General features: G+C 69.9%; 8 protein-coding genes and 1 tRNA gene. 2 read left to right on the top strand and 7 right to left on the bottom strand.

What is annotated here, in order from left to right; translation table 11 throughout:
- Nucleotides 1-57 precede the first annotated feature (57 nt).
- The 3 genes from OWR29_RS32145 to OWR29_RS32135 form a co-directional block, all read right to left on the bottom strand.
- Complete coding sequence (locus OWR29_RS32145; protein WP_438872684.1) at nt 58-3,303, bottom strand: S8 family serine peptidase; 3,246 nt, start codon at nt 3,301-3,303, stop codon at nt 58-60.
- Nucleotides 3,304-3,563: 260 nt separating this feature from the next.
- Nucleotides 3,564-4,712, bottom strand: a complete 1,149-nt coding sequence (locus tag OWR29_RS32140) for a low temperature requirement protein A (protein WP_267567127.1) — start codon at nt 4,710-4,712, stop codon at nt 3,564-3,566.
- Between the two features lie 23 nt (nt 4,713-4,735).
- Nucleotides 4,736-5,158 carry a GNAT family N-acetyltransferase gene (locus OWR29_RS32135; RefSeq protein ID WP_267567126.1) on the bottom strand — a complete coding sequence of 141 codons (423 nt, stop codon included), beginning with the start codon at nt 5,156-5,158 and terminating at the stop codon, nt 4,736-4,738.
- Between the two features lie 47 nt (nt 5,159-5,205).
- Between OWR29_RS32135 and OWR29_RS32130 the strand changes: the two genes are divergently transcribed.
- Nucleotides 5,206-8,112: an Hsp70 family protein gene (locus OWR29_RS32130; protein ID WP_438872683.1), complete on the top strand. Its 2,907-nt coding sequence runs from the start codon at nt 5,206-5,208 to the stop codon at nt 8,110-8,112.
- Between the two features lie 58 nt (nt 8,113-8,170).
- On the opposite strand, the gene OWR29_RS32125 is transcribed toward OWR29_RS32130, so the two are convergent.
- Nucleotides 8,171-9,256 (bottom strand): ABC transporter ATP-binding protein, encoded by a 1,086-nt coding sequence (locus tag OWR29_RS32125; RefSeq protein WP_267567124.1) that lies wholly within the window; start codon nt 9,254-9,256, stop codon nt 8,171-8,173.
- A 137-nt stretch (nt 9,257-9,393) separates the two neighbouring features.
- On the opposite strand from OWR29_RS32125, the gene OWR29_RS32120 reads away from it, so the two are divergent.
- Nucleotides 9,394-9,467, top strand: a tRNA-Thr gene (locus OWR29_RS32120).
- Between the two features lie 140 nt (nt 9,468-9,607).
- Here OWR29_RS32120 and OWR29_RS32115 read toward each other — a convergent pair.
- The 3 genes from OWR29_RS32115 to cysS all read right to left on the bottom strand — a co-directional run bounded on the left by OWR29_RS32115 (nt 9,608) and on the right by cysS (nt 14,206).
- Entirely contained in the window at nt 9,608-11,464 is a 1,857-nt protein-coding gene (locus tag OWR29_RS32115) for a restriction endonuclease (RefSeq protein ID WP_267567203.1), read from the bottom strand.
- Nucleotides 11,465-11,669: 205 nt separating this feature from the next.
- Nucleotides 11,670-12,794, bottom strand: a complete 1,125-nt coding sequence (rlmB, locus tag OWR29_RS32110; protein ID WP_267567123.1) for a 23S rRNA (guanosine(2251)-2'-O)-methyltransferase RlmB — start codon at nt 12,792-12,794, stop codon at nt 11,670-11,672.
- Nucleotides 12,794-14,206: a cysteine--tRNA ligase gene (cysS, locus tag OWR29_RS32105; RefSeq protein WP_267567122.1), complete on the bottom strand. Its 1,413-nt coding sequence runs from the start codon at nt 14,204-14,206 to the stop codon at nt 12,794-12,796. Before cysS ends, rlmB begins: the two co-directional genes overlap by 1 nt.
- Between the last annotated feature and the right edge of the window lie 14 nt (nt 14,207-14,220).

Below are 14,220 nucleotides of genomic sequence, written 5' to 3'. Positions count from 1 at the left end.
ACGCGCGAAAAGGCCCGCCCGGCACGAAGCCGGACGGGCCTTTGCTGCTGCGGCTGACTAGCCGGTGACCGCCGTGATCGCGATCGGGCCGCGGCCGACGACCGCGCCCTCACTGGTCACGATGGCCACCTCGCCCGACAGCGCACGGCCGGCCGGCGGCACCGCGAGCGCGGTGACCGAGGCGTTGACCGTGGTCGACGCGCCGTTGGCCAGCGCGACCGACGTGGCCGGCGCGGTGACCGAGCCGAGCGCCGGGCTGAAGTAGACGTCGAGGTAGTCGTACGCCGTCGTGCCCGCGGGCACCGCGTAGCCGTCCACCACGGCCGTGTACGTGCCCGCCGGCGGGTTGGCCAGCGAGATCGACTCGTCCGAGTCACCGTCGGCGTCCTGGCCGACCAGCGTCTCGCCGCGGTACAGCGACAGGTCGAGGTCGGCGGTGGCGTCGGCCGGGTTGCCGATCGTCACGTCGAGCCGGCTCGCGCCCTCGGGCACCACGATCTCGTACTCCTGGCTGTCACCCTCCGCGATGGACGGACGCTGACGGCTCGCGCTGCCGAGCGGGCCGCCCTGCGCGCTCACCGTCACCGGGCCGAACACGTTCTTGACGGTGAAGCCGACCGGCGCCGGCTGGTTCACCGTCACGCTGGGCAGGGTCACCGACTCCGGCGTGAGCTGCACACCCTGGATCTTGGCGTCCAGCTTGAACGGGTTGCTCAGCTCGGGCGAGGTGCGCCGCGCCTCGATCTCGAGCTCCCACACGCCCGGGATCGGGTTCTCGTACGCCCGCTCCTCCGGCTTGCAGACGGCCGCGTCGGAGTAGTTGGTGTAGCAGTTGGCGCTGGCCGTGTCGTCGGCCGGCACACCCCACGGGTTGATCGCGATGAAGCGGGTCTGCGATCCGGCGGCGATGCCGGACAGGTCCACCTGCAGCGCCTTGGCCCCCTCCGGCACGGTGACGTAGAACGAGGTCGTCGAGCTGCGGTCGACCTTGCCCGAGAAGGTCGTCGCGTACGACGGCTTCTTCGTGTCGACGCCGGTGACGATCGTGTTCAGCACCTCGAAGTCGACCACCGGGGTCGCCGGGTCGTCGACCTTGAGCAGCGCGCTGGCCACACCGTTCTTGGCCCGCACCACGACCGGCACGCTGACCGTCTTGTTCAGCGGCAGCAGCACCAGCGGCGACGAGACGAACGCGTCCCGGTCACCCTGCCACGTGAGCTTGTGCAGCACCGGGTAGCTCGGACCCGACGTACGGGTCAGCTTGATGGTCTGGACCTTGACCTGGCCCGGCTTGAGGCCACCGGCGGCCACGGCGCACCGGTTGTAGATGCCCTCGCCCTGGTCGGGCGTGGCCAGCAGGTCGGACAGCGGCGTGCAGACCGGGGCCGACGACGTGTACGTGCGGGTGGCCGACTTCCTGGCCAGCAGCTTCCACGCGTCCGGCACGTTGAGCTGGCCGTAGCCCTGCTCGTTGACCTGCTCACCGGGGATCGAGTCGGCCGTCGAGTAGATCGCGCGGCGCAGCGACAGCGGCGAGACCTTGATGCCGTTGGCCTTGGCCGCCGACAGCAGCAGCGCCGCACCACCGGCGGCCTGCGGGGAGGCCATCGAGGTGCCGTTCTGCATCGAGTAGCCCGGCGGCAGGGTGTACGGCACGGTGGCCAGGCCGGGGATGACCTCCCAGGTCGGCGAGAGCGAGATGGCCGAGCCGGGGGCGGCGATGTTCGGCTTGAAGCCGCCGTCCTCGCGCGGGCCCCGCGACGAGAACGGGATCAGCTGCAGCGGCTTGCGGGTGTCCGCGCCGTAGTTGGCCTTCCACGTGTCGTCCGAGATGCTGGCCGCGACGCTGACCACGGCGGTGGCGCCGGACGGCTCGCCGATGGTGTTGACACCCGGGCCGCTGTTGCCGGCCGAGATGAACATCTGCACGCCGTACTTGTTGATCAGGTCGTTGTACAGCTTGGCCTGCGCGTTGCTGCCGTCGTTGAGGGAGGGCAGACCGCCGATCGACATGTTGATCACGTCGACGCCGCGGTTGATGACCAGGTCGGCCATGCCGGTGGTCAGCGCGACGTTCGTGCAGCCGCCGCCCCACGAGCAGGCCCGCGACGACACGATCTTGGCGCCGGGCGCCTGGCCGTCGAACGCGGCGTTGCCGAGCAGGTCGTTACCGGCGGCGATGCCGGCCACGTGCGAGGCGTGCAGGCTCTCCGGGATGCCGATGTTGACGAAGTCGGCGGTCGGCGGGAGGGCCGGGTTCGCCAGCGGGGCCAGGTCGACGTCCTCGCGGTACTCGACGACGAACGGCATGCGCTCGGTGACCGCGGTGGCCGGGTTGTCGGTGCCGAAGTGCCCGACGTCGAACTTCTCCTTGTACGGACGCATGACGGCGTCGTCGGTGAAGTCGAGGTTCTGGTTGGTGTCGACCCGGATGTCGTGGCTGACCGGGTCGTAGAGAATGCCCCACGTGTCGGTGACGTCGCCGTCCCGGTTGACGTCACCCGCGGCGTCGGAACTGGCGGTGATGGCCTCGCTGAAGCGGTTGATCCGCCAGGTGCCGGCCGGCGCCTTCCACGAGGAGCCCGCGTACGTGAAGGTCGGGCCGGCCACCTCGGTCAGCATCGCGCGCCAGGAGCCGTCGTTCTCGAGCAGCGGGTCGGTGGCGGTGACCCAGTCGACGATCTTGCGCTCGCCCGTGGTGGTCTTGGCCAGGGCCGGGTGGTCGATGTCCACACCGGAGTCCATGATGCCGATCGTGATGCCGCGGCCGTCGTACTTCGGGTTCTTCTTCTTGAAGGACACCGAGCCGGTCTCGTCGGTCGGCAGGTACGGGTTGGCGGCGGGCGTCGACGGGCCGGGCGCGGCCACGGCGGCCGGGCTCCCCTTGTCCCGCTGGGCACGCGTCTCGGGCAGCTTGATCGTCTCTTCGAGGTCGACGGCGGCCACGCCGGCCAGCTTGGCGGCGGTCAGCACCTTGGCGATCGGCACGGACGCGAGCACGTAGCCGATCTCGTCGAACTGGCGGGTGACGACGCCGCCGAGCGCCTTGATCTTCGCCGCGACCTCGGCCGACCTACCGGCGTCGGTGGCCACGATCGCGGTCACGAACTTCTTGTTGGCCGCCTCGGCCTTGGCCAGCAGCTCGGCGTCGTGCGCGCCGAGCGTGTCGGCCGGCGACTCCTTGGGGGTGGCGGGGTTCTCGGCCGCCTTCTGCAGGGCGGCGACAGAGCCCTGTCCGGGCGCTGCCGCGGCCGGAAGCGCACTGCTGAGCGAAGCGCCGGCGACCACGCCGACGGCGAGCACAGAGGTGAACGTTCGCCGGCCCCATGTGGATTGTTGTCTCACGTACGGGTCCTCCGGAAGGAAGGCGCCCCAGCGGGGGTTCACTGGGCGCGATCCCCGGATCTTCCGATCGATCGGCATAGAAGTCACTACGGTCAATGACGTTGTGACGAGGCCGTGACATTCGGTCCGGCGCATTAATTGAAGCGTGTTACCGCAGGTCACTTCGTATCGACGTATCCGAAAGCAAATGTCGGAATCGGGGAGCACTCTCCGTTTCTTCAGCCCACCGGATCCGGAATGCGTCGTCCGAGCGAAATCTGCACGGCCACCAGGACGGCCAGCAGACCGGCGAGCAGTTCGACCGAGGCCGGCAGCAACGGGGTGATCAGCACCAGCACCACCGCGCCGGGGAACACGAGCCGGACCGGGCCGGTCTGGTGCGGCCGCAGATGCAACAACCAGACCACAAAGAGATAGATGGCAACCGGCACTGCTATCGCGTACGAGGCCAGAATCGTCGAGATCTCGGCGTCGTGCGCCACGAACTCGACCCGTACGGCCAACCCGGCGCCGACCGCTGCGGCCGCACCGAAGATGAAGTAATGGCCGTATCCCCACAAAAGCGAGGTACGGAGCGAAGTCAGCAAATTGTGAGCCGACCGGTCGAAGTAGACCCACCACAGCGCGAACACGATCACCACGCCCGCCACGGCCAGGCGGATCAGCGGACCCTCGTACTCGATGTCGGCCCCGAACCCGGACTGCACGGCCACCGTCGCCGCGGCCACCGACTCACCCAGCACGATCAGGGTGAACAGGCCGTAGCGCTCGGCGATGTGGTGCGGGTGATAGGTCGTTGGACCGCCGGGCGCTCGCTCGGCCCACACCGGCACGGCCAGTTCGAGCAGCACCAACCCGAGGAACACGGGCACGGTGGCGCCCGTGTCGGCCGGTAGCAGGAGCCGCAGCAGCCAGAGCACCTGTACGGCGCCCACCCCGATCGCGTACCGGAAAGCAGTGGCCCGGCGCGGGGGATCCGACCGAGCGGCGCGCAACCACTGCCCGACCAGGGCCAGCCGCATGATGACGTAACCGAAGGTGATGATCGTGAAGTCGCTGTGGTCGAACGCGTCCTCGACCCCCGCCGCCAGCACCAGCGCGCCGGCGATCTGCACCAGCGTGGTCAGGCGGTAGACGTCGTCGTCGGTGTCGTAGGCCGAGGCGAACCAGGTGAAGTTCATCCAGGCCCACCAGATCGCGAAGAACACCATGAGGAAGCCGCGCACGCCGACCAGAACGTGCCCCTCGGCCAGGGAATGGTGCAGCGGCAACGCGGCCTGCGACACGGCCACGACAAAACACAGGTCGAAGAACAGTTCGAGCGGCGTCGCCACCCGGTGCGGCTCGTCGGCGGATCGGGCACGCATCGGGGACAACCAGCTGCGGGTGGTCATTTCGCGCTCCGGATCAGGTCCCAGTTCAGCAGGGTGAAGGCCGCCTCCTCATCGGCGCCGGCCCGGCGGTAGGTGGCGAGCGCGGCCTCGTTGTCCGGCTCGGTCCCGACCCACATGCCATAACAGCCGTTGCGGCGGGCGATAGCAGCGAGCTCGATCACCAACGCGCTCCCGATTCCTCGTTTCCTTGCTTCGGGTACGACGGAAAGCTCGTACACGAACATTTCGGTGCCCTTGTCGGGGTGGGTCATCTCGACACCAGTGATCATCCCGACCGCACGGTCGTCCTCATAGGCGAGCAACAAGTGGTGCCCGGCCGTCGCCAGGAAGCGCTCGGTCGCCTCGGTCAGCGGCGGCCCGTCGAAGAGATCCGCCGCCGCGTGCACCTCGGCCGCGTCCACAATCCGGTCGATGCGCACATCGACCACCCCCTTGGCTGGTTCCGTCGTCGTCAGTGGGTCGTAGCATGACGCGGGTGACCGAAGGCTTCGAGCTCGGCGTCGACCTGGGCACCTCACACACCGTGGCCATGCTGCGACGACCCGACGGGCGCACCCGTCCGCTGCTGTTCGACGGCCGCCCGCTGCTGCCGTCGGCGGTCCACCTCGACCCGTCCGGCCGCCTGCACGTCGGCGCCGACGCTATCCGGCTCGGTCACGCCGACCCCGGCCGCCTCGAACCCCACCCGAAACGCCACATCGACGAAGAGTCGGTGATGCTGGGCGACGGCGCCACCGTTCCGGTCGCAGATCTGCTCGCGGCCCTGCTCAGCGCGGTCGCGCGGGAGGCGGTGGCCACCGCCGGCTTCCTGCCGCCGGCCACCGTCACGTACCCGGCCTCGTGGGGCGCGCCCCGACGGGCCGTGCTGATCGAGGCGCTGGGCCGGGCCGGGTGGCCGGCCGAAACGGCGCTGCTGCCCGAACCGGTGGCCGCCGCCCGCTACTTCGCCGAGGTGCTGCGGCGGCCGCTGCCGGTCGGGGCGTCGCTGGCCGTATTCGACTTCGGCGGCGGCACGCTCGACGTCGCCGTGGTACGCCACGACGGCCCGGGCGCGGCCTCCTCGGGCTTCTCGGGTGCGGGCTCCTCGGGCGCGGCCTTTTCGGTGACGGCGTCGGGCGGGGCCGACGACCTGGGCGGGCTCGACGTCGACGCGGCCCTGGTCGACCACCTGGGCAAGTCGCTGGCCGGCGCCGAACCGGAGGCGTGGCGGGCCCTGACCGAACCGGTGACGCTCGCGCAGTGGCGGGCCCGGCGGCAGTTCTGGGAAGACGTCCGCGGCGCGAAAGAGATGCTGTCGCGCAGTTCGTTCGCCCCGGTGCCGGTGCCCGGGGTCGAACAGGCGGTGCACCTGACCCGCGACGAACTTGAGGCGGTGGCCGACCCTCTCGTACGGCGTGGGGTGGCCGAAGCCGGCGCGGTGATCAAGGCGGCCGGGCTGCGGCCGGACGAGCTGGCCGGGCTCTTCCTGGTCGGCGGCTCGTCGCGCGTGCCCCTGGTCGCCCGGCTGCTGCACGCCGAGCTCGGCATCGCACCCACCGTCCTCGAACAGCCCGAACTGCCGGTCGCCGAGGGCGCGACCCTGCCCGCCCCGCGCTCCGCTTCCTCCTCCGGCCCGCCGTCCTCTTCGCGCCCTGTTTCCGGGCCACCGACCGCCACCACCGCCGCCGAGCCACCGACCGCTGCTGGCGGCCCTCCCACCGCTGCTGGCGGCCCTCCCACCACGGCTGGCGGACCGCCCACCGCCGCGGCTGGGCCGCCCACTCCGCTTCCGGCGGCGCCTGTGCCCGCGCAGCCTGCTGCGGGTTCGCCGCCGCCTTCTGCGCCTGCCGGCCGTACGGGCGATGACCGCCATTACGCCGAGCCGGTCGACCCCTGGGCCACCGGGGAAGCGGCTGCGATCGCCGCCGGTGGGCACGCCATGCCGGGCTCGCCGTCCTACTCGGGGCCCTCCGCCCCCTTCGGACCGCCCAGCGCCGAACCCTGGCTCGCCTCCGACACACCGGCGTCACCATCCGAAGCCGAGAAGCCGCGGCGCAACCGCCGGCCCTGGATCGTCGCCGGAGCGGCCGCCGTCGCGGTGGTCGTGGCGGCCGGCGCCACGCTCACCTGGGCGTTCTGGCCGCGCTTCCCCTCCCTCGACTACGGCGCCCTGGGCGATCCGGTGCACGTCACTCCCGCCATACCTCTGGGCTCGGCCTGGAAGGACGCCGCCATCCGGGGCGACCGCGCCTACCTGGGCAGCGCCGACTACGACACCGGCAAGGTCGGGGTCGTCGCCATCGACACCGGCGCCACCAAACCCGCCTGGACCAACGCCGACGCCGGCACCGCCGACCGCTGGGAATCCATGGCCGCCCTGCCCGACGGGGTCGCCCTGTTCAGCGAGACCGACTACGACACCGACAGCAGCCAGCTCGTCGTGCTCGGCGCCGACAACGGCGAGAAACGCTGGGAACGCACCCTCGGCCAGGACGACATCGTCTACTTCTCCGGCGACTCGGCAGTGGTCGCCGACCGTGCCGGCAAGAAACTCGTCGGGCTCGACCTCGCCACCGGCGACCAGCGCTGGCAGCTGCCCGACCCGGAAGGCACCCCGGCGCCCACCCTGATCGCCGTCACCACGCCGGCCGACCTCGCCGGGCCGGCCAGCGCCGAAGGCCGCGCCCTGGCCCCCGACCTCGGCGACGACCCCCGCCTCGTACAGATCGGAGCCGACCGGTCAGCCCGCGTCGTGAACGCCGACAGCGGCGAAGTGCTCGCCTCCCGGGCCAACGTCGCCCGGCCCGACGACGAAGTCATCGCCCACAACGGCCGGCTCATCGTGCGCGGCTCCGAAGACATTCACCGCATCGTCGCGTACGACCTGGAAAAGCTCGACGGCGACACGATCGCCTACACCGCGGGCTCGTCGAAAGCCCGGCTCACCGGCCTCACCGCCTGCGGCGACGACCGGATCTGCATGATCGAAAGCCTCGGCTACGGCGACGACCAGGCCAAGGTGGTCGCCGTCGACGTCACCGAGCGCAAACGCGTCTGGGAAGCGGCCGCGCCGGACGCCGACCATCTCGTACCCGTGGGCGAAGCCGTCCTCGTCAGCTACTCCACCACCACCCGGCTGATCGACTCCGACGGTAAAGAAGTCTGGAACCGGCAGGCCGCGGCGGCCCGGCTCAACGCCACCAACGTCCTCGAATTCAGCAAACCGCTGGCCGGCTACGCCGACGACCCCGCCCTGGCCGGGCGCCACATCGGCGACGACCCGGTGCAACTGGGCCCGCTGGCCGACGTGCAGACCGACACCTGCTCGTGGAACACGAGCCACCTGGCCTGCGCCACGCAGAAAGACTTCATCGTCGTCCCGTACGCGTCCTGAAACGCAGAACCGGGCGGGCCCCCGAAGGGAACCGCCCGGTTCGTCAATGCTGGGTCGTTCAGATGCGAATACCGGACTCCGCGTTGAAGACGTGGATGCCCGAGGTCTGCGGCTGGATGTAGACCGTCTCGCCCATGTTCGGCATGTTCTTGCGGTCCGTACGAACCACGAACCGCTCCTGCGTGCCGTCCAGGTCGGCGTGACCGTAGACGTTCGCGTCCGAACCGAGGTCTTCGACCAGGTCGACGACGATCGGCAGGGCGCCCGCCGACTCGGTGGTCAGCTCGGCCGCCTCCGGGCGGAAGCCGATGGTGACCTTGCCGCCACCGCTCTGCGCGGCCGCGACCTGCTCGCGGGTCAGCGGAATGCTGAAGGCGCCGAACCGGCCGCCCGACTCGGTCAGCGGAACAGTCTTGATGTTCATGGCCGGGGAGCCCATGAAGCCGGCCACGAAAACGTTGCCGGGGGTGTCGTACAGGGCGCGCGGGGTGTCCACCTGCTGCAGGACACCGTCGAGCATGACGGCCACGCGGTGACCCATGGTCATGGCCTCGACCTGGTCGTGCGTGACGTACACGGTGGTGACGCCGAGCTTCGCCTGCAGCGACGCGATCTGCGAACGGGTCTGGACACGGAGCTTAGCGTCGAGGTTCGACAGCGGCTCGTCCATGAGGAACACCTGCGGCTCACGCACGATCGCGCGGCCCATGGCGACACGCTGGCGCTGGCCACCGGAGAGCGCCTTCGGCTTGCGGGAGAGGTACTCGTCGAGCTGCAGCAGCGCGGCGGCTTCCTTGACCCGGCGGTCGATCTCGGCCTTCGAGGTCTTCCGCAGCTTCAGGGCGAACGCCATGTTCTCATACACCGACATGTGCGGGTACAGAGCGTAGTTCTGGAAGACCATCGCGATGTCACGGGACTTCGGCGGGAGGTTCGTGACGTCCTTGCCCTCGATCAGGATGCGCCCACGGTCGACATCCTCCAGCCCGGCGAGCATGCGCAGGCTGGTGGACTTGCCACAACCGGAGGGGCCGACCAGAACGAGGAATTCTCCGTCGCCGATCTCGAGGTTCAACTCGTTGACCGCGGGGCGCTCGGAGCCCGGGTAGATCCGGGACGCCTTGTCATACGTAACGGTAGCCATGCTGAAACAGACTTCCTTTCCACCGGCAGGAACGTGCCGGACGATCCGAGTGGAGGAACAGCCCTGTAAACGTAAAGCTTTTTACACGACATGCCAAGACAGCCAGCAAGTTCCCAGCCGTTATGCTGGCACGCACTGCCCCTGTAGCTCAGATGGCCAGAGCACCCGTCTTGTAAACGGGAGGTCGTCGGTTCGATCCCGACCGGGGGCTCTGGTACTCGCCTGGGGCCCGAGCCCCAGACCCCACGTTACGGTGCCCGCCCTCGTCGGTGGCTGGGCTGGAAGGCCCTTCGGGCCCTACCTGCGGGGGACCTGAACTCTTCTTGTCAGGTGTAATACGTGGCCAGGTCGTCAGAGGTGGGGGCGCCGCCCTCGGGGTAGCGGATGTTCAATTCCTGGAAGAAGGCGTGGGCCAGCAGCTCGGTGTGGTGGTAGTAGACCGTCGCGGCTCGTAATGAGGGGAAATTGGCGGGGCGGTTTTCCAGGTCGGTCAGCGCCTGACTCAGATAGCCGCGCATGCGTCTCCACTGGCCGGGGTAGCGCTCGGCGTCGTGGGCCCGCTCGTGGTCGACGTTGCCCGCCGCGCTGATGATTCGGGCTGCGACAGCCTCCGCATAGGCGGGTCACATGGCGCGTCAAGCCCTCCTGGGTCGTCACTGGCAGCTCCTCCGCCGGCCGTGCGCTGGCCTCGACCAGGGTGACCGCCCCCGCATTCACCTCTTGGACCGAACTCTCCGCCTCGATCTTGAATAGGGCAACGCCGATCTCATCGGCGGCTGTAATCGCCGCAGCGGTGTAACCCGAGGTCGAGTAGAACAAGTGCTGCTCAGTCAGCGGCCGGGCGCCGCGTAGCTGCTGTATCGGCGGGGCTCCGACCGGCAGCGCGAGCATCTTGACCTGGGCCACCGCACCTTGGGCGACGACATCGAGCCCGCCGTCGCGGCCGCTCGAGGTGAGTTCGGCGTCGTCGAAGCCCAGAAATCGCATGTGGGCGCGGGCCAGTTCTTCCGCGGTGCGCCAGTCGACCGGCAGCATTGTCTGTCGGGCAGTGGGCTGAAGCGGAGCAATCGGCTGCGAACTATCAGCGAGAATCGAGGCGGCGTCGGGCATCGGCGGGACGCCGTCGGCCGGGGGCAGCCGTCGGATGTAACCGCCCGCGCCATCCTCGATGATCGCCTCTTCGACAGTGCCTCGCCCACCGAGGAAGACCTTCATCGTGAAGAAGTCTCCGTCCGCCGTCTCCAGGGTGGCGGCCCAGCCGATATCGTGGCGATTTATGCCGTAGTCGGACATGCAGGACACGCCCGGATCCACCTCGCCATCAACGGTGATCACCATCCCGGTCCGCCGGCTGACGAGAACCCACCGCCGGAGGGTCCGCATGGCGACGACCGGCTCGGCGTCGCTTCGCCGCCAGGCGGCCGCCAGCCTGATGTCGGTGAGTTCGGCCGACACCGCGTCAAGGATCAGTTCGGCATGGTCCCCGGGCTCCAGCGCGGCCAACAGGAGTCGCGCATCGGCAACAGTGACCCCCTGCGCGTCACGCCGGGCCTGGTATTTGCGGTACGCCCAAGCTGTGCGGGGGCCATTCAGCAGCACATCCGAAGTTTCGTCCTCCTCCAGCCGCTCCGCCTGGTCGGCGTTGACATCGGGATCTGGTGCCGGGAAGGACGCGGGAACAGGTGACTCTTGCGGCGCCGCGGCAGGGGAAGCTGCGCTCGTTCCTCCAGCTGCGCGAAGACGAGCCTCCCGGCCGAACCGGGCCTGCGCGATGAACAAGAGCACCGCCCCGGCCGTGCCCAGACCCAGAACCGCCTGCACATGATCGCTGGACAGGCCGGCCGGCCCGGACCGGCTGAGCAGGGTGTCGATGGCACCGAAGGCGCACACCAGTCCGAGCAGACCGGTTGTCAGCACGAAGGCGCCCGGTCCAGGCAGATCGCTGTTCGGATCGGCGCGGAATCGCTTGCGGCGCAGGTGCCACCACCGGATCAGCATCACTCCGCCGAGGCCGAACAGAAGAAGATCCAGCAGCCGGGAAACCGGATGAGTGACGTAGCCGGCCGTCTGGTGGAAGAACGCGAGAACGAGGAAGAGCACGCCGAAGGCGAGGCGACCGTTTCCGGGCGAGCCGGCAGCGGACGGCCGCGACGTTGAGGGTGCGCTCACGGGATGCCTTCCGCCGGAAACAATCGTTGATCTTGGCATGAAGATCAAGTTGTATTCGACGGTCGTCGTGCTGGTGTTGCTTCCGGCACCCGCTGCTGCGGTGGCGTCCTGGGCGCCGGCCGCTGGGCCGAAAGCGTCGGCGGTGGTTGCGACGGAGGCTCGGCTGGACCGTCGATGATCGGCGAAACTGAAGAGCCACCCGCCCTGTGGTCCCGGGCGGGTGGCTCCTGGTCAGGACGCTGCGTTACTCGCCGTGGGTGCGGCGGCGGGCTACCTCGGCCAAGGTGACGGCGGCGGCGACGCTGGCGTTCAGGGACTCCACGTCGGAGGCCATGGGGATGCTTACGCGCAGGTCGCAGGTTTCGCCGACCAGGCGGGAGAGGCCCCGGCCCTCGGAGCCGACCACGACCAGCAGGGGGCCGACCGCGGCCTCGAGGTTGTAGAGGTCGGTGTCGCCGTCGGCGTCGAGGCCGATGGCTGTAAAGCCGGCCTGCTGGGCCGTCTTGATGGCCCGGGTCAGGTTGACGACCTGGGAGACCGGCACGCGGGCCGCGGCGCCGGCGCTGGTGCGCCAGGCGGTCGCCGTGATGCCGGCGGCTCGGCGTTCGGTCATGAAGACGCCGTGGCCGCCGAAGGCCGCCACCGAGCGGATGACCGCGCCGACGTTGCGGGGGTCGGTCACGCCGTCCAGAGCGACCAGCAGCGGGGCGGTCTGTTCCAGGGCCGCCGCCACCAGGTCGTCGAAGTCTTCGTAGGCGAAGGGCGGGACCTGCAGGCCGATGCCCTGGTGGAGGACGCCGCCGGTCATCCGGTCGAGTTCGTTGCGGCCGATCTCGAGGATCGGGATGCCGCGGTCGCCGGCGGTGCGGACGATCTCGTTGATGCGGTCGTCGATGTCGATGCCCTGGGCCACGTACAGCGCCGTGGCCGGGACCGCGGCGCGCAGCGCCTCGACCACCGGGTTGCGGCCGAGCAACAGCTCGGGGCCTTCCTTGGTCGGGTTGGAGCGCCGGCCGGGGGCGACCCGGGGACCGCCGCGGCCGGGGAACTTGCCGCCGCCGCGCTGGGCGGCCTGTTTGCCGTAGGCCCGGCCGCCGCCGCGGCCCCAGGTGGTGTCTTTGCTGCCGGGGACGCCGACCTTGGGCGCACGGCCCTCGGCGGCCGCCGCGCGACGCTCTTTCTCCTGCTTACGGGCGGTCTTGTCGGGCAGCTTCTCGGTGCCCGAGTAACCCTTGTGCCACGGACGCTCGTCCGCCGGAAGGGTCTTGCCCCGGCCCTTGAGGCCCGAGCGGTTCTTGCCGCCCGAGCCGACCGAGGCGCCTTTCTTCGACGTGGTGCGCTTGCTGAAGTTCTGCGAATTTCCTGGCATCAGTGCTCTCCTACCGTCCAGCGCGGCCCGGCCGGAGTGTCCTCCACCTGAATTCCCGCGTTCTTGAGCTGGTCGCGGACCGAGTCGGCGGCCGCCCAGTCTTTGCGTGCCCGCGCCTGCGTGCGCTGCTCGAGCGCGAGCTTGACCAGCGAGTCGACCACCGGCTTGAGGTCGTTCTGGGGTGCGTTGCCGGTCCACGCCTCGTCGAGCGGGTCGAGGCCGAGCACGCCCAGCATCGCGCGGACGGCGGTGAGCGCCCCGCGGATGCCCGCCTCGTCGCCGGCGGCCAGCGCGGTGTTGCCCTCGCGGATGCAGTCGTGCACGACCGCGAGCGCGGCCGACGTGTTGAGGTCGTCGTTCATGGCCGCGGCGAACGCGGGCGGCACGTCCTTGGGGCGGCCGGGGCCCACGATCTCTTGCGCCCGCTGCACGAAGCCCTCGATCCGCCGGTACGCCACCGCAGCCTCACGCAGCGACTCGTCCGAGTAGTCGATGCGCGAACGGTAGTGCGGGGTGCCCAGGTAATAGCGCAGCTCGACGGGGCGTAGGCCCTGGGCCCGTACGGAAGGAAGGTCGATGACGTTGCCCAGCGACTTGCTCATCTTGGCCTCGCCCAGGTTGAGCAGCGCGTGGTGCACCCAGTGGCGGGCGAACGGCAGACCGGCCGAGCGCGACTGGGCGATCTCGTTCTCGTGGTGGGGGAACGTCAGGTCGAGCCCGCCGCCGTGGATGTCGAACTCGTCGCCCAGGTAGCGGCGGGCCATCGCGGAGCACTCGATGTGCCAGCCGGGACGGCCCGGGCCCCACGGCGACGGCCACGACGCGTCGGCCGGCTCGTCGGCCTTGACGCCCTTCCACAGGGCGAAGTCGCGGTAGTCGCGCTTGTCGGGTTCGCCGCCGTCGCTCGGCGGGCGCATGTCGTCGGGGTTCTGGCCCGAGAGGGCGCCGTATTGCGGGTACGACTGCACGTCGAAGTACACATCGCCGGTGCCCCCGGCGGCCGCGTACGCATGATCGGTGCGGATCAGCTCGGCGATCAGCTCGTGCATCTCGGGGATGTGCCCGGTCGCCAGCGGCTCGTAGGTGGGTGGCAGCACGTTGAGAGCCCGGTAGTCGGCGTCCAGCGCCAGCCGGTTCTCGTACGCGATGGCCCAGAACGGCCGGCCCGACGAGTTCGACTTCTCGAGGATCTTGTCGTCCACGTCGGTGACGTTGCGGACGAAGGTGACCTCGTAGTTGGTGTGCAGCAGCCAGCGCCGCAGCACGTCGTAGTTCACCGCCGAGCGCAGGTGACCGATGTGCGGCGTGGACTGCACGGTGAGCCCACACAGGTAGATACCGACCTGGCCGGGCGTCATCGGGACGAAGTCCCGGACCGATCGGGTCGCGGTGTCATACAAGCGCAAACTCACCGTACAAGACTACC

Origin of the sequence: Paractinoplanes pyxinae (genome assembly GCF_026626335.1) — a bacterium.
Lineage (GTDB): Bacteria > Actinomycetota > Actinomycetes > Mycobacteriales > Micromonosporaceae > Actinoplanes > Actinoplanes pyxinae.
The sequence above is the reverse complement of the archived record's forward strand: the minus strand, read 5'-3'. Positions and strand labels throughout refer to the sequence as shown.

What these genes read in the sequence shown, in the direction of transcription:
- rlmB (WP_267567123.1), bottom strand. Translation starts at nt 12,794, where the DNA reads ATGCCAGGAAATTCGCAGAACTTCAGCAAGCGCACCACGTCGAAGAAA.
- OWR29_RS32115 (WP_267567203.1), bottom strand. Translation starts at nt 11,464, where the DNA reads ATGCCAAGATCAACGATTGTTTCCGGCGGAAGGCATCCCGTGAGCGCA.
- OWR29_RS32130 (WP_438872683.1), top strand. Translation starts at nt 5,206, where the DNA reads ATGACGCGGGTGACCGAAGGCTTCGAGCTCGGCGTCGACCTGGGCACC.
- OWR29_RS32140 (WP_267567127.1), bottom strand. Translation starts at nt 4,712, where the DNA reads ATGCGTGCCCGATCCGCCGACGAGCCGCACCGGGTGGCGACGCCGCTC.
- OWR29_RS32125 (WP_267567124.1), bottom strand. Translation starts at nt 9,256, where the DNA reads ATGGCTACCGTTACGTATGACAAGGCGTCCCGGATCTACCCGGGCTCC.